The organism is Xenorhabdus santafensis (assembly GCF_033949405.1).
In the GTDB taxonomy this organism is placed as follows: domain Bacteria; phylum Pseudomonadota; class Gammaproteobacteria; order Enterobacterales; family Enterobacteriaceae; genus Xenorhabdus; species Xenorhabdus santafensis.
Genome location: NZ_VCDN01000036.1, coordinates 53,514 through 69,840 on the forward strand (window position 1 = coordinate 53,514; position 16,327 = coordinate 69,840).

15 protein-coding genes are annotated in these 16,327 nt (G+C 43.1%); 7 read left to right on the forward strand and 8 right to left on the reverse strand.

Annotation, left to right across the window (positions count from 1 at the left end):
• Position 1: 1 nt before the first annotated feature.
• From ppk1 to purM, 4 genes are all read right to left on the reverse strand, one after another.
• Positions 2 to 2,071 (reverse strand): polyphosphate kinase 1, encoded by a 2,070-nt coding sequence (ppk1, locus tag FE392_RS09790; protein WP_319930038.1) that lies wholly within the window; start codon positions 2,069 to 2,071, stop codon positions 2 to 4.
• Positions 2,072 to 2,119: 48 nt separating this feature from the next.
• Positions 2,120 to 2,662 carry a spermidine N1-acetyltransferase gene (gene speG / locus FE392_RS09795; RefSeq protein ID WP_319930039.1) on the reverse strand — a complete coding sequence of 181 codons (543 nt, stop codon included), beginning with the start codon at positions 2,660 to 2,662 and terminating at the stop codon, positions 2,120 to 2,122.
• Positions 2,663 to 3,053: 391 nt separating this feature from the next.
• A complete protein-coding gene (purN, locus tag FE392_RS09800) occupies positions 3,054 to 3,692 on the reverse strand; it encodes a phosphoribosylglycinamide formyltransferase (protein WP_319930040.1) in 639 nt (212 codons plus the stop codon).
• A 127-nt stretch (positions 3,693 to 3,819) separates the two neighbouring features.
• Positions 3,820 to 4,863 carry a phosphoribosylformylglycinamidine cyclo-ligase gene (gene purM, locus FE392_RS09805; protein WP_319930041.1) on the reverse strand — a complete coding sequence of 348 codons (1,044 nt, stop codon included), beginning with the start codon at positions 4,861 to 4,863 and terminating at the stop codon, positions 3,820 to 3,822.
• A 284-nt stretch (positions 4,864 to 5,147) separates the two neighbouring features.
• Here purM and upp point away from each other — a divergent pair, with 284 nt between their 5' ends.
• The 3 genes from upp to hda all read left to right on the forward strand — a co-directional run bounded on the left by upp (position 5,148) and on the right by hda (position 8,432).
• Complete coding sequence (gene upp, locus FE392_RS09810) at positions 5,148 to 5,774, forward strand: uracil phosphoribosyltransferase (protein WP_319930042.1); 627 nt, start codon at positions 5,148 to 5,150, stop codon at positions 5,772 to 5,774.
• 68 nt (positions 5,775 to 5,842) lie between these two features.
• Positions 5,843 to 7,153 (forward strand): uracil permease, encoded by a 1,311-nt coding sequence (gene uraA, locus FE392_RS09815; protein WP_319930043.1) that lies wholly within the window; start codon positions 5,843 to 5,845, stop codon positions 7,151 to 7,153.
• Positions 7,154 to 7,724: 571 nt separating this feature from the next.
• Entirely contained in the window at positions 7,725 to 8,432 is a 708-nt protein-coding gene (gene hda, locus FE392_RS09820) for a DnaA inactivator Hda (protein ID WP_319930044.1), read from the forward strand.
• Between the two features lie 141 nt (positions 8,433 to 8,573).
• On the opposite strand, the gene arsC is transcribed toward hda, so the two are convergent.
• Positions 8,574 to 8,930, reverse strand: a complete 357-nt coding sequence (arsC, locus tag FE392_RS09825; RefSeq protein ID WP_319930045.1) for an arsenate reductase (glutaredoxin) — start codon at positions 8,928 to 8,930, stop codon at positions 8,574 to 8,576.
• A gap of 11 nt (positions 8,931 to 8,941) precedes the next feature.
• Positions 8,942 to 10,405, reverse strand: a complete 1,464-nt coding sequence (bepA, locus tag FE392_RS09830; protein ID WP_319930046.1) for a beta-barrel assembly-enhancing protease — start codon at positions 10,403 to 10,405, stop codon at positions 8,942 to 8,944.
• A gap of 161 nt (positions 10,406 to 10,566) precedes the next feature.
• On the opposite strand from bepA, the gene FE392_RS09835 reads away from it, so the two are divergent.
• Positions 10,567 to 11,622 carry an AI-2E family transporter gene (locus FE392_RS09835; RefSeq protein WP_319930047.1) on the forward strand — a complete coding sequence of 352 codons (1,056 nt, stop codon included), beginning with the start codon at positions 10,567 to 10,569 and terminating at the stop codon, positions 11,620 to 11,622.
• Between the two features lie 85 nt (positions 11,623 to 11,707).
• Positions 11,708 to 12,730, forward strand: a complete 1,023-nt coding sequence (locus tag FE392_RS09840; RefSeq protein ID WP_319930048.1) for an AbrB family transcriptional regulator — start codon at positions 11,708 to 11,710, stop codon at positions 12,728 to 12,730.
• 89 nt (positions 12,731 to 12,819) lie between these two features.
• On the opposite strand, the gene bcp is transcribed toward FE392_RS09840, so the two are convergent.
• Together bcp and FE392_RS09850 are read right to left on the reverse strand one after the other, a co-directional pair.
• Complete coding sequence (gene bcp / locus FE392_RS09845; protein ID WP_319930049.1) at positions 12,820 to 13,293, reverse strand: thioredoxin-dependent thiol peroxidase; 474 nt, start codon at positions 13,291 to 13,293, stop codon at positions 12,820 to 12,822.
• A 196-nt stretch (positions 13,294 to 13,489) separates the two neighbouring features.
• A complete protein-coding gene (locus FE392_RS09850; RefSeq protein ID WP_319930050.1) occupies positions 13,490 to 14,041 on the reverse strand; it encodes a glycine cleavage system transcriptional repressor in 552 nt (183 codons plus the stop codon).
• A gap of 244 nt (positions 14,042 to 14,285) precedes the next feature.
• Here FE392_RS09850 and dapA point away from each other — a divergent pair, with 244 nt between their 5' ends.
• Together dapA and bamC are read left to right on the forward strand one after the other, a co-directional pair.
• The gene (gene dapA, locus FE392_RS09855; RefSeq protein ID WP_319930051.1) at positions 14,286 to 15,185 is read left to right on the forward strand and encodes a 4-hydroxy-tetrahydrodipicolinate synthase; all 900 of its coding nucleotides are present in this window, start codon (positions 14,286 to 14,288) and stop codon (positions 15,183 to 15,185) included.
• 17 nt (positions 15,186 to 15,202) lie between these two features.
• The gene (gene bamC / locus FE392_RS09860) at positions 15,203 to 16,249 is read left to right on the forward strand and encodes an outer membrane protein assembly factor BamC (protein WP_319930052.1); all 1,047 of its coding nucleotides are present in this window, start codon (positions 15,203 to 15,205) and stop codon (positions 16,247 to 16,249) included.
• Positions 16,250 to 16,327: the final 78 nt, after the last annotated feature.

The following is a 16,327-nucleotide window of genomic DNA, read 5'->3' on the forward strand; positions in this document are numbered from 1 at the left end:
ATCAGGCTCTTGTTTCTGGTTGTTCAAGATTTTTCAGGTAATCGTATATCGCGATTTGTGCACGGATTTTACGCTTATTCCCGCGCGGAACATAGCGGTTGCTCAACTCTTTATCAATATAACGGGCTTTGACCGTATCACTGAATTGCAATTCAAGGATATCCAAAACCTGTTGTTTCAACATGGGATCGAGCAGACAAACGGCAACTTCAATGCGGTAATCGATATTGCGGGTCATCCAGTCAGCCGATGAAAGGAAGACTTTTTCATCGCCTTTATTGGTGAAAACGTAAACGCGATCATGTTCCAGAAAGCGATCTACAATACTGATGACTTGAATATTCTCGCTAAAACCTGCCTGATTAGGGACTAAAGAGCACATACCCCGCACCAGAAGACGAATTTTAACCCCAGCCTCTGAAGCATCATAAAGCCTATTTACCAAATCCTTATCGACAAGATTGTTGATTTTTAAGGTGATGCCAGATATCTCGCCTGCCTTGGCGTTTTCTATTTCTTGATTGATCAAGTGATTGAGCATGGTGCGCGAATTTTGCGGGGATACCATCAGATTATCGAACGTGACAGGCCGGTATGGGTTTTCAATAAAGTTAAATACCCGACGGACTTCGTTGGTCACTTCCGGTTTAGCGGTCAACAAAGAATAATCGGTATATAAACGCGCAGTTTTTTCATTGAAATTGCCTGTGCCAATATGGGCGTAACGAATAATCTCGCCGCCTTCAAGCCGGGAGATGATAAACAGCTTCGCATGAATTTTCAGGCCCGGGGCCGAGAAAATAACATGCACACCCGCTTCGGTCAGCCGTTTTGCCCAATGGATATTGGCCTCTTCATCAAAACGGGCTTGCAATTCCACGACAACCGTCACTTTTTTACCGTTGTGTGCCGCATGGATCATGGAATCAATGATGCGGGAGTCTTTTGCAACGCGGTAGATATTGATCTTGATTGAGAGAACACTTGGATCGAAAGAAGCCTGACGCAGCAATTCCAGTACATGTTCAAATGTATGGTAAGGATAATAAAGCAGGACATCTTTTTCGCGAATGGCATCGAAACCATTACGGAAATGATCAAACCAAGTATGGCGTAGCCGTGGCATGGGCTTATTCAGCAGATTCCGGTTGCCTTCGTTGGGAAATTTGATGAAGTCTTTGAAATTATGGTATCGGCCACCTGCAATCACGGAGTCATCATTGGACAAACCTAATTTACTGCGCAGCAATTCCACCATTTCGTCAGGCATATTGCGCTGGTAAACAAACCGCACAGGTTCTGCGGTCAGCCTCTGTTTCAAGGTGGAAGACATTAGCTCCAGCAGGTTTGACTCCATTTCAGAGACAAGGTCATATTCAGAATCACGGGTCATTTTCATGGAGTAAACATTCAGGGCATCGTAATCGAAAAACCCTTTAAATATTTCATCCAGTGTGTACCTCAATATGTTATCCAGTAAGATCATTGACTTGCGTTTGCGCGGCATTTCCGGCGGCAAATTAACGAAACGCGGAACTTTATCTGATGGAATTTCTAACAATGCATATTGAGTGTCTTGCCCACGGATAATTTCAACGGCCAGATAGGTATAGTCATCTTTTAGAAACTCAACTAAATTAGTTTCCGGATTAATAACGATTGGCGTTATGTGCGGGCGTAAGTGTTGGCGAAAATATTGCCGCAACCAGATCTGCTGATTCGGGGATATTTGCCGTTCGTTGATTAAAAAAATCTGATTGCGAGCCATTTCCAGCAACAGATCATTGTAGAGATCATCAAATTCCTGATCGGTTTTGGCAACTTTGGCTTCAATTTTCCTCAGCAACTGGCGGCCGCTAGTGGATGAACCCTGTTCTTCACTGATAAGAATGCGCCGTTTTACGTCGGCGAAGCGAACCTTATAGAATTCATCCAGGTTATTGGAGTAGATCCCTAAAAACCTCATTCTCTCAATCAGCGGATTACTTTTGTCAGCCGCTTCTTGAAGTACACGTTCGTTGAAAGAGAGCCAGCTGAGTTCTTTTTCGGTATAGAGACGATCGTGGGACATTACTACTCCGTTTGATTTTCCATTCAGTTTATGAACCAGCGTGCTGGTTTAGGACTTACGGGCTTTGTTGGCAAAATAGTCGTGCTGGAAAGTGCACATCCGAATGGCTGTATGATAAGAGCCGTTCACAAAAAATTCGTCGATGAGTTCACCTTCGGTATAGAACCCCAGTTTCTTATATATATGGATTGCTTTAGTGTTCTCTTTATCAACAATCAGATACAGTTTATAGAGGTTCAAAACCGCAAAAGCATATTCCATCGCGAGTTCGACGGCGATTGCCGCATAGCCTTGCCCTTGGTAAGCAGGCGCAATGATAATCTGGAATTCAGCGCGGCGGTGGACATAATCTATCTCAACGATTTCCACTAAACCAACTTTGGAGCTCTGGCTTTCAATGATAAAACGGCGCTCACTTTGATCATGAATATGCTTGTCATAAAGGTCAGATAACTCAACAAAGGCTTCATAAGGTTCTTCAAACCAATAACGCATAACACTGGCATTATTATCCATCTGATGAACAAAAGGGAGGTCTTCCCGTTCAAGAGGACGTAATTTTATTGGAGGATTTTCTACATCGCGGGACATCGGATACCTCAGTGCTTCTGGATTTTATACCTGCCGTCTTTCAAGTTGCCTCTTTATTGTTGGCAGCGTTCATCCATTCCCGACGAATTTGTCGTTCCCTGACCGCCGTGACGCATCTTGAAATCTATAGGGTATGCATATTTTCATTATCTAATTATTGCAATATAAATATTTATTTCCAGATTAATATTTTTCAGATGGTGAGTTATCTAAATTATTTTAGCGTGAAAAATAAATTAATAAGAGATAATAACCTACAGCAAAGCTATGTATTAACACAATATGTTTATGATAAATATGTTAATAATATTTTTAAGACCCCTATCTCTCTTTTTAGTTATCACCCGACACAGCACAAACCCAAAAGAGAGATAACCGATGATAGCCCAGATTATTCTGACGCATACCCTTGTGGCGGCAGAACTTTTCCATCCATAGTTGCGGTATGCCCTTCCATCGACAACCGGCCACTCAGGAACCAATCAATTACCATGGGATAAAAATTATGTTCTTGGATTTGGACGCGCTGGATAACATCTTCGAGTTTATCATCCTCAAAAATAGGGACTTTGGCTTGCAGGATAATTGGGCCACCATCCAATTCTTCAGTAACAAAATGGATGGATGTGCCGTGTTCTTTGTCGCCGTTTTCAATGGCTTTTTGGTGGGTGTGCAGGCCGGGATATTTGGGTAACAGGGAAGGGTGGATATTAAGTAAACGCCCATAATAATGCTGGACAAAATCAGGCGATAAAATTCTCATGTAACCTGACAAAACCACTAAATCAGGCTGATATTGATCAATCGCCTTGAACAGGGCGACATCGTAGCTGATGCGGTCTGGGTAAGCCCTGGGATCAAGGAAGCTGCTTGGAATGCCTGCATGCATGGCCCGTTGCAGGCCGTAGGCATCGGCATTATTGCTGAATACGGCAGCAATGTGCCCGTTAACCCGGTTTTGCTGGCAGGCATCAATAATGGCTTGAAGATTGCTGCCGTGACCAGAAACTAAAACAACAATTTTTTTCATGGACGTTTTTCACTGAAAGAATTCATTGATCGGCATATCCGCTGCTTTGCAAGTTGCAGCTTTATAGACTGCAACTTGAAATTTATTCGGGATATATTATCCGGTACATAATTGATGCATTACTAAATTATTGGCTGATAATGACTGGTTGTTCATCAGCGTTGAGTTCTGCAATTGTACCGATCTGCCATGCGTTTTCTCCTGCTGCTTTCAAATATGAAATTGCTTGTTCAGCCTGAGATTGGGGTAGCGCAATAATCATACCCACACCGCAGTTAAATGTGCGGTACATTTCATGGAAGCTGACATTGCCGGCTTGCTGTAACCACGTAAATATTTCCGGCCATTGCCAACTTGCAGAATCGATTCTTGCCTGCATATTTTCTGGCAGGACACGCGGGATGTTTTCCCAGAAGCCACCACCGGTGAGATGTGAAATGGCATGAACGTCAACTTCTGCAATCAATCCAAGAATGGATTTGACATAAATTCGGGTCGGGGCAAGCAGATGATCTGCGAGTGACTGACCGTTAAGTTCGGTATTTTCAGGATTAGCCTGACTGACTTCGAGGATTTTGCGGATCAGAGAGTAACCATTGGAATGTGGCCCACTGGAAGCCAGAGCAATCAATGCATCACCCACCTGTACTTGGCTGCCATCAATTATTTCTGATTTTTCCACGACGCCGACACAAAAACCCGCGACATCATAATCTTCGCCGTGATACATGCCGGGCATTTCGGCTGTTTCCCCCCCAACCAGCGCACAGCCTGCTTGTTTGCAGCCCTCTGCGATGCCGGTAATAACACTGGCTGCGGTATCAACATCCAGCTTACCTGTGGCATAGTAATCAAGGAAGAAAAGTGGCTCGGCACCCTGAACAACCAGATCATTGACACACATGGCAACTAAATCAATCCCGATGGTGTCATGACGTTTCAGATCCATCGCCAGACGCAGCTTAGTACCAACTCCATCCGTACCGGAAACCAGTACAGGTTCACGATATTTCTGTGGTAAGGCGCACAACGCACCGAAACCACCCAATCCTCCCATCACTTCAGGGCGACGGGTCTGTTTTACGACACCTTTAATACGATTGACTAAGGCATTGCCAGCATCAATATCGACACCAGCATCTTTATAACTAAGAGAGGTTTTGTTGGTCACTGCATAGCTCCCAGGCGGTTGCATTTGAATGAATATACCTGTTGTCTTGCAAAGGCAGTTTTGTTGTCTGCATATTGAAATCCAAGGGGTATAAAACAGAACGGAAATGATTCTATCAGTCTAAGCAAACGTTTGCGATAGCTTTGTACGTGTTACCTGCCAGATAATAAATAGAGAAAAATAGTTGGAGTTGATAAAAATCAGTAGATTGATAGTGGCGCAATGCCAAAAAGGAGGTATAATCCCGCGATTTTTTTATCTGCCGGCTATATTAGGAGAAACCCATGAAGATCGTTGAGGTTAAACACCCACTAGTTAGACATAAACTTGGTCTGATGCGAGATCATGATATAAGCACAAAACGATTTCGTGAATTGGCATCAGAGGTGGGTAGTCTTCTGACATATGAAGCAACTGCTGATTTAGAAGTTGAAAAAGTGACCATTGAGGGATGGTGTGGTCCGGTAGAAATAGACCAGATTAAAGGGAAAAAAATTACGGTAGTGCCTATTCTGCGTGCGGGACTGGGTATGATGGATGGTGTGCTGGAAAACATTCCAAGTGCACGGATCAGCGTCGTTGGCGTATACCGTGATGAAGAAACACTCGAACCTGTACCTTATTTTCAGAAGTTGGTTTCTGACATTAGTGAACGCATGGCATTGATAGTTGATCCAATGCTGGCGACAGGGGGATCAATGATTGCCACGATTGATCTATTGAAAAAAGCTGGATGCCCGGTGATTAAGGTGCTGGTTCTGGTTGCTGCTCCAGAAGGGGTTGCGGCATTGGAAAAAGCTCATCCAGATGTTGAATTATATACCGCCTCAATTGATGAACGACTCAATGAGCATGGATATATTGTCCCCGGCTTGGGAGATGCCGGCGACAAATTATTCGGTACTAAATAAGATTGATAGCCGGCTGAAAAGTCGGCTTTTTTTTGTTCCCAGCAAGATGATACAAGAGGATATCAGTAATGACCCTTAGGACTATTGGGGTAGATGAGAGACCGTCTCTAGCGCAGACTATTCCATTAAGTTTACAGCATTTATTTGCCATGTTTGGTGCCACCGTTTTGGTGCCTATTTTATTTAAAGTAAATCCTGCCACTATTTTATTATTCAATGGGATTGGAACATTATTGTATTTGGTGATTTGCAAAGGGAAAATTCCTGCTTATTTGGGGTCCAGCTTTGCCTTTATTTCCCCGGTATTACTGCTATTGCCTTTGGGATATGAATTGGCATTGGGTGGATTTATTGTTTGTGGTTTCTTGTTCTGTTTGGTGGCCCTGATTGTTAAAGTCGCGGGGAGAGGGTGGATTAATGTCATGTTTCCACCTGCGGCGATGGGGGCGATTGTCGCGGTAATTGGCCTGGAGCTGGCGGGAGTGGCTGCTGATATGGCGGGTTTGCGCCCGGCAGCCGGCACTGAAGTTAATATGACTAACCTGACTGTCTCTATGGTGACATTGGGTGTCACTATTTTAGGTTCGGTGGTATTCCGTGGTTTTATGGCGATCATCCCAATCCTGATTGGTGTCTTGGTGGGATATGCATTGTCATTTTTCATGGGAATTGTAGATGTCACCCCAGTGCGTGAAGCGCCTTGGTTTGCACTGCCGACTTTTTATACCCCACGTTTCGAATGGATTGCCATCATGACCATTTTACCTGCGGCGCTTGTGGTGATTGCAGAACATGTCGGTCATCTGGTGGTAACGGCAAACATTGTACAGAAAGATTTACTGAAAAATCCGGGGCTGCACCGTTCCATGTTCGCCAATGGTTTTTCAACAATATTTTCCGGTTTCTTTGGGTCAACGCCTAACACAACTTATGGCGAAAACATCGGTGTAATGGCATTAACGCGCGTATACAGCACATGGGTGATTGGGGGTGCTGCGATATTGGCAATATTGCTTTCCTGCGTGGGTAAATTAGCAGCAGCGATTCAAATGATCCCGGTTCCGGTGATGGGGGGTGTTTCTCTGTTGTTATATGGCGTCATTGGGGCATCAGGTATCCGGGTTTTGATTGACTCCAAAGTGGATTACAGCAAAGCACAAAACTTGATCCTGACTTCCGTTATTCTAATTATTGGTGTTAGCGGGGCAAAAATTCAAATTGGTGCAGCGGAGTTAAAAGGCATGGCGCTTGCAACGGTTGTCGGTATTGGCCTGAGCCTGTTGTTCAAATTGATAAGCGTTATCCGCCCGGATGAACCGTACGTTAATGCGTCTGTAGAATCGATTGGCAATGATAAAAAAAGCGAAGCCACAGAATAAGTTATATCCAATTCAATTATTCTGACAAGCATTAATCTGATAAGAAAGGGCGGCCATTGGCACCCTTTCTATTTTTTATTTAAAAATTTATTTGTATTTGAGAAGCTATCTTGATGGAAAATTTATTTTCTTATGTAGAAGATAATCATTAAATTTTTTTCTAAAACTTTGGGCATTAATTATCTATTTTCATATACCAATGTTCATTGGTTCTTTTGTATTGATATTGTTGCCAATCTTGGAAACTAAAAATAAATGTTTTTTTGTCAATAAATAAAAAGTACAGGCACAAAATCCCCAACACAATTCCTAACAAATTTCGATTAACGTCTTTTTGAATTTATTATTATTTACAGGATGATATAACCGAGCAATGCTCTTGCGCAGTTTTATCCATCAAATAGGCAATGAAATTTTTCCTGAAAAAGTATCTCTTTACTGGTTGTAAAATATCCATTTTATCGGTTGATTGCCATTGTCAGTCACTTCTCATTTTAAGCAAAGCATTCGTTTCATTTATAGGGGTTTTTTGTGGTAGACTTAGCACTGTTCGTTATCCATTCTGTTTGAGGTGCTTCTGAATACACCGTCGCAGCTTTCATTACCGTTATATTTGCCCGATGATGAAACGTTTGCCAGTTTTTTTGCAGGTGAGAATTCAACCTTATTAGCTGCAATAAAATTGGCCATCAGTCAGTCACACGGCAATTATATCTATTTTTGGTCCCGTGATGGCGGGGGCAAGAGTCATTTGCTTCACGCAGCCTGTGCCGAATTGTCCCAACAGGAAGAAGCTGTGGGATATGTACCGCTGGATAAACGTGCCTATTTTGTTCCCGAAGTTCTTGATGGCATGGAGCATTTGTCATTGGTCTGCATTGATAATATTGAGTGTATTGCAGGCGATCAAGAATGGGAGATGGCGATTTTCAATCTCTATAACCGAATTGTTGAAATTGGCCGGACGTGTCTTTTGATCACCGGTGATCGCCCCCCACGACAGATCAACCTGACATTGCCGGATCTGGCATCTCGTTTGGATTGGGGTCAAATTTACAAATTACAGCCTTTGTCTGATGATGAAAAGATCCAAGCATTACAATTGCGGGCAAAATTACGGGGTTTTGAATTACCTGAGGATGTCGGGCGTTTTGTATTGAAACGGTTGGATAGAGAAATGCAAACGTTGTTTAAAACGTTGGACGAACTCGATAGGGCATCCATTGTGGCACAACGCAAGCTGACCATTCCGTTTGTGAAGGATATCCTTGAGCTTTGACTTGATGAATGGCAGGTAAAATGAGTTTCAGATGAAAAAGTGATAGAAACCTACTTTCTATCACTTTTTTGTTTCATTACCTTTCAGGATGTTTTTCCTAACGGTGACCGTTCATTAAAAATAGTTATTGATTTGGGATGTTCAACCCAAAATTTCTTTGACTTGTTCAGGCGGACGTCCCAGACGAGCTTTATTGCCGGCAACAACAATGGGTCGTTCAATCAACTTTGGATTTGCAGCCATTGCCTGTAGCAGGGCATCTTGAGATAACGAATCATCGCCAAGGTTCAGCTCCTTATAAAGCTCTTCCTTGGTTCTCATCAATTGGCGGGCATCATCAAAACCGAGCTGCTTGAGCAGAACAGAAAGTTGTTCCACTGTAGGTGGGGTGTCCAGATAGTGAATGATTTCCGGCTTGATGCCCAACTCTTCAACGAGCTTGAGTGTTTCACGGCTCTTTGAACAGCGGGGATTGTGATAAAAAGTGACTTGTTGCATGTAAAAATCCTTCATTTCTTAAATTGATTAAAACTGTTTTGTAACTGGCGCAATTGATCAATACGGGCATCATATCTTTCTTGATCATAGCTACCCAGTTTTACCCTTGCGCTGGCTTGGCTGAGATATTGAATGGCAAGATCAAATCTCCCTTCCAATGCCATGGTTTCTGCGCGGGCAGCCAATTCTTCACTGCGCTTACCTTGTTTCCCTTCTACTTCTGTCAGTAGCTTCCAGCCATTGGGATCGTTTGGGTTATTGAAGGTGTAGCGAAACAGTAGCTGTGATGCCTGCGAATACTGTTTGGCTTGAAGATAAACATTTGCCAGATTGATTTGCAATATAGGGTTATTTTTTTGTTTTTTCAGTGCATTCTGCAATCGGGCAATTGCGCTGGCGTATTGCTTTTGATCGAGATCGATATCAGTCATGGCATCGATAAACCAAAGGTTATCCGGGTACTTATCTAACAAGGGTAATAAGGCAGCCTTGGCCTCTGCAGGTTTTTTATCTATAGAAAGCAAGAGCACACGCCCATAGGTTGCAGCCAGTTGCTCTTTGGCTGTGCCGTGACTGTGTTTTTTCATTAGCTGTTCTATATAAGGGCGTTGCTCCGTTGAATACATTGTCAGGATACGGATACGGGCAAATAGGAAATCCTGCGATTCAGGAACTGACTTGGCCGGATATTGATTGGCCCTGTTTCGGGCATCTGACAGCCGGCTGTCAGGTAATGGATGTGTATACAAAATCTCAGGCGCCTTGGAACTGTAACGGGTTCGATCCACTAAATTTTGCATAAACATAGGCATGGCGTGCGGATCAAACCCTGCCTGATTGAGGATCCCCATCCCAATGCGGTCAGCTTCTTGTTCATTTGCTTGGGTAAAACTAATCCTGTTTTGTGTGATGCCTGCAAGTGTACCGCCAAGGGCTGTCATGCCTGCTTGTGGATTGGCTATCATTAATAGAATGGAGCTGATGGCTCCAGCCCAGACGAAGGGAGTATTGCGTTGTTGCTCTTCGAGGAACCTTGCTAGATGTCGCTGGGTTACATGGGAAATTTCATGAGCCATCACCGATGCCAGTTCACTTTCATTATTGCTATAGCGGAACAGGGCAGAATGCAGGACAACATTACCACCGAAAAATGCATAAGCATTAATTTCGGAATTATTAACTAAATAAAAATGGAAAGGCGTTTTTACTGAGTCTGCGTTTTTGACTAATCTTTGGCCTAAATTATCAATGTATTGTGTTAACAGCGGGTCATTAATCAGCGGCTGATAGGCACGAGTTAAACGCACATATAAATCGCCCAATATGATTTCTTGATTGATACTGAGTGTTGAACTTGCAGTTGTACCTATATCAGGCAGTGTGTTTTCAGTTGGTGCTGAAAAAACTGGGGGATTTCCCAATAATAACAGGCTCGCGAGTATGGCTATCAGAGATTTTTTCGGCATTTTTCTCATAAAACGATCCCCGTAGAACTATCCTGGTAAGACAAAGCACTCCAATTAGCTATTAATTTCATGAATGCGTGTATGATAGCAAAGGGTAACCCAAAATCTGCTGAACTGAATAATTTTTAGTAAAAATAATCATTTTATGTCGTCACCAAGGAGTTTGATTTATGCTGGATATGCTTATGCAATGGTATCAGCGCCGTTTTACTGATCCGCAAGTTGTTACACTATCAGTCATTTTGCTGGTAGGGTTTGGAATCATCTATTTTTTCAATGGGATCTTGGCTCCTGTTCTTGCTGCTATTGTACTGGCTTATCTACTGGAATGGCCAACAATGCAATTAGAAAAATTAGGATGTAGCCGCGTCCTCTCCGTTTCAATTGTATTAATCGTTTTTATGGGAATCAGTGCCTTAATTATCCTAATTGTTGCTCCAACAGTATGGCAACAGGGATTGAATTTGTTTTCTGATTTACCCAATATGATAAATCGCTTTAATGTGTATGCGCTTAACTTGCCTGAGCGTTATCCTGAGCTGGTTAATGCAGGTATCATCGATATGATAACTGACAATCTGCGCAGTAAACTTTCCCTTGCGGGCGAATCTGTCTTTAAATTTTCAGTAGCCTCATTAATTGGTTTGGTGACCCTTGCAATTTATCTGATCCTTGTTCCTTTAATGGTGTTTTTCCTGTTAAAAGACAAAAATAAAATGGTAGCAGCGTTGCAGCGTATATTGCCCCGTAACTATGGACTGGCTGGGGAATTATGGGAAGAAATGAATCAGCAGATCACGAATTATATTCGTGGCAAAGTCACGGAAATGCTTATTCTGACCGTTTGTACTTATGCAGTATTCGCTTTCTTCGGGTTAAATTATGCCTTGCTGCTTTCCGTTCTGGTCGGCCTATCAGTGCTAATTCCTTATATTGGTACTGTGCTGGTGACTATTCCGGTTATCGTTGTTGCCTTGTTTCAGTGGGGGCTTGGAACTGATTTCTGGACGTTGTTCATTGCATACTTAGTTGTACAGGGCTTGGATGGCAATCTTCTTGTACCTATTTTATTTTCGGAAGCGGTTAACCTTCATCCGCTGGTTATCATTCTTTCTGTCATTATTTTTGGTGGATTATGGGGTTTTTGGGGTGTCTTTTTGGCAATCCCACTGGCTACGTTGATCAAAGCCGTTATTCATGTCTGGCCGGAAGAAAAAACAGAATAGGCTCATCATAATCTGGAGCTGTAGCCAGTAATAATGACTAACCTGTAATAAGAATAAAATAACTTAAACTCAATAAGGAATGGCAATGAAATCGTTGTTAGGGATTATCCCCTGTGTATTTTTGGGGTGGGTTCTGTCACTGCTGGGAGTACCTTTGGCTTATATGTTCGGAGCCATTGCTGCTGTTATCATTGCATTTCGTTTAAAAATAGAGCTGACAGCCCCAAAACACAGCCTGACGATAGTTCAAATTGTCTTGGGAAGTTCCATTGGGCTGATGATCAAAGAGTTGCCAATGGAAGAAGGGCAGGATATTTTGCGGCTGCTTCCGGCACTATTGATATGTCTGGTTCTGCAATTTAGTGTCGGTTATTGGTGGTTTCACCGAAAAATGGGCTGGAATCGGGCAGAGTCAATGCTGGGTGCTGTGCCGGGGGCGCTGGCCGCGATCATAGTGCTGACAGAACACTCTAAAACACCACCTCAGAAAATTGTCATTTCCCATGCCATTCGTTTGGTGGTTTTAATTATTATTGCTGGCATCATTACCGGTTTAAATCCACCCCCGGCGGCAGAGCCGGTGACGTTTGTTTATACACCGGAAATTATTGGCTGGCTTCTCCTGATTGCCATCGGAGGTTATGTTGTCGGTGTTTTGCTGGAACGTATCCGGGTGCCGGCACCTTATATGCTGACTTCATTGGTTGTGGCAAGTGTTGTGCATTATTGGTCTGGCATTAATTTGAAGGTGCCTGAGCTGCTCAATTTATTATCTATGGCATTGATGGGGATGCGGATCGGTTTATATTTCAATGCCTTCTCCGGATCGGCACTTATCCGCAACATCTGGAACTCCTTACAATCTGTGTTTATTGCATTGGTTGTAACCGTATCAGTGGCGATAGTGACAGCGCAATTGGTGGATTATCCGATATATTTATTGGTCTTGTCTTGGGCGCCCGGCAGCATGGAAGCAATGTTATTTGCGGCAATGGCGATGAAAGTGAATGTGGGCATCGTCATGGCAAGCCATATTATACGTATGTCTTTACTTCATATTGTGCCGATGTTTTTCGTGATAATAGAGGGGCGGCGCAAAAAAAACTAAACTGCTGCGGGTATCATGGTATGTAAGGGTTGGTGAAATTCCCCCGTTATGAAAACGGGGGAATGATATTATTGCAATTAGCCAATCAATCAGGCTGAATGCTGTTTCAGGTAGTCCAGAACAACTTGATGGTGATCACTGGTTTTGAATTTATCAAAAACGTGTTCAATGTCGCCCTGCGGATTAATCAAGAAACTGATGCGGTGAATGCCGTCATAGGTTTTACCCATAAACTGTTTCTTTCCCCAAACACCAAATTGCTCGGCAAGTTGGTGATCAACATCAGAAAGCAACGTAAAATTCAGCATCTCTTTTTCTGCAAAACGAGATAGTTTTTCTGATGTGTCCGTGCTTATACCCAAAACTTCAACATTGAGGCTTTTCAGCTCACTCATCGTGTCGCGCAAACCACATGCTTGGACAGTACAACCGGGAGTCATTGCTTTGGGATAAAAATAAACTAAAACCCGTTGTCCTTTGAAGTCAGACAAACTAATGGGCTCGCCATCTTGGTCAGGAAGGCTGAATTGTGGTGCCTTATCACCGGCTTTCAATGGACTCATCACGCATTCTCCGTTTGATCGTTTTGATTTAAGTGATTTTATTACGTTAATACAGTTAGGTGTTCTTGCACTAAATTCCATGTATGGATATATGAATTTGGGGCTAATTTGTCTCCTTTCCTTATTATGTTCAATCTTCATTCATATGTGTTCATCTTATGGAAAAATTATATTTCAATTTGGGTAGCGCAGGAACTTATGATTCGAGATAGTTCTGCACACTGACTGTGCCTTGTGCATTTAACTCTGCACATAATTGCTGAAAGGTTTCTTTGAAAATCGAGCCGTTATCATCCAATGGATGGTGGCCGGTAATCTGGATTTGTAGGCGGGCCGGGAGATTTCCTTCTGCAGGATGCGTTTTTGAAACCAATTCAGCAATATTAAGGTTCTGGGTCGTGAACAGGTTGGTAAACCGTTCAACGATCCCCGGAGAATCATCCACATCTACTTTAACAGTAATGGCCGAAGGAAATTTAGTCTGAATACCGCACCGGGTGCGTTTCATTACTACAAGCAATTCAAGCTCTGCACCTTTTTGGGGCAGGGTGGATTCAATTAATGTAATGGCATTCCAGCTGCCGGATAGCAGCATGATAAAAGTAAACTCTTCGCCAAACATTGCCAGACGGCTGTCTTCAATATTACAGCCGCATGTGCTGACAAGCCGGGTAATAGTATTGACGATGCCGGGACGATCTGTACCGAGGGCAGTGATCACTAAAAAGTGTTGTTCTGATGTTGGCAAAGCGATTTTCCTTTAATTGTAATAAGTGTTTGCTGTGTGTATCTGTTTAAACATAAAAAATGATCAAGAGAAGGTCAATCGTATTTGTTAATAAGGACACGATTATAATTTTCGTTTAATCGTCTACACTTGGTATTAACAAAATTCATTGAAATCGCGTGTTTAAAGAGTTTTCTTCTGTATTACAAGAAAGTACCATGAACCTCTCATATGTGGTTTTTGGTTTAATTAAGGGGAAGTGGCGATGGTGAGCGGAAATTTTGGTTTTACAGGCAGTATGGTTGCGTTGATAACACCAATGAATTCAGCAGGTCAAGTTGATAAAGCCAGTTTGAAAAAAGTGGTAGAATACCATATCTCCAGTGGTACATCTGCGATTGTATCTGTCGGAACGACAGGGGAAAGTGCAACACTTAGTCATAATGAACATGTTGAAGTCGTATTGATGACACTGGAAATCGCAGATGGGCGCATTCCTGTGATTGCCGGAACTGGCGCAAATGCCACGGCTGAAGCCATTTCGCTGACCAATCGTTTCGAAAACACGGGCGTTGTGGGTTGCCTGTCAGTAACTCCTTATTATAATAAGCCGTCACAGGAAGGGTTATATCAGCACTATAAAGTGATCGCTGAGAATACTGACTTACCACAAATTCTGTATAATGTGCCGACTCGTACCGGATGTGATTTACTGCCACCAACTATCGCTCGCTTGGCGAAATTGAAAAATATTGTTGCAGTCAAGGAAGCAACAGGGAACTTAAGTCGTGTCAGTCAGATCCAAGAATTGGTTAATGATGAAAATTTCATTTTGCTAAGTGGTGATGATGGGAGTTTTGTCGATTTCATGCAGTTGGGCGGTAAGGGTTTTATTTCCGTGACAGCGAACGTCGCTGCTGCTGAAATGGCGCAAATATGCAAACTGGCTGAACAGGGCGAATATGCAGCCGCCCGCAGCCTGAACAACCGACTGATGGAATTGCATCATCAATTATTTATTGAACCTAGCCCGACGCCAGTCAAATGGGCTTGCCGCCAACTGGGGTTGATTGCCGATGATACTCTGCGTTTGCCAATGATTCCGCTAACGCAAGAGGGGCAGGACAAAGTTGGCAAGGCCTTGAAAGTGGCTGGATTACTGTAAAAATTTAGGGAATTTTAATGGCAACATTATTGCAAAAATCGAAGGTCATGAAAGTTGCTGGTCTGTCATTGGTAGTTTTTTTGGCAGCCTGCTCCAGCGATCAGCGCTATAAACGTCAGGTAAACGGGGACGAATCTTATCTTGAAACGCCTCCACTAAAAACCTTGAACATCCCTGCGGGAATGATATTACCGTTGCAAAATGGTGAATATAATATTCCATCAACAACTTCAACCGGTGCAATGGGCAAGGAGTTGGATATTCGTCCACCGTTGCAGGCTCTTGCATTATTGACTGGCTCCCGTGTTGAGAGTAGCGCACAAAGCAGTAAGTTGTTGCTTGATAATGCCTCGGAATACAGTAAGTTATGGTCGCAGATAAATGACCTGCTGGCGAAGAAAAATTATCCGATCAGCAAAAAAGATGATGCAACACAAACTCTGACAACCGATTGGATTACATGGGCGCGCGCAGATGAAAACGTTCCTTATCAGGCACGTTACCATGTTTCAGTCGATAAACAGGGTTATCAAACAGCCCTGTCTGTTTCAAGCGATGGCTTGAAACAGGGTGCAAAAGAAGTAACAAGTCCAGCGGAAATCCAGCGTTATAATATCTTGATGCTCAATGAGTTGGCTGGTGGTTTGAGCCTGCAACAGGAAGAAGCGAGCCTGAACAGCACTAAAGATACAGGTGCGTTAGTGGTACAAAGCGGCAGCGATAATACCGGGTTGCCACAAATCATTGTACGTGCGCCATACAAAACAGTGTGGAACAGGTTGCCATACGTGCTGGAGAGTGTAGGTATGCAAGTGACGGATCGTACGCGTTCAACAGGTGCGATAGACGTAGCTTATAAGGGGCTCAGCTCTTCTGGTTGGAAAACTCTGGGTGTTGAAGAACCGACTGTCAGCGAAGGAAACTACAAGCTACAGGTAGGTGATTTGGATAACCGAAGCAGTTTGCAATTTATCAGCGAGAAAGGTAAGCCATTGACTCAATCTGAGAATGATCAAATGGTCGCCGTGCTGGAAGCTGCATTTAGCAAATCCGCAGACAAGTAATAACATAAAGGGGCTTAGGCCCCTTTATATTTTGGGTGCAATTTTTCGTTTAATTTTTTATACCCAATGGATTTCAAG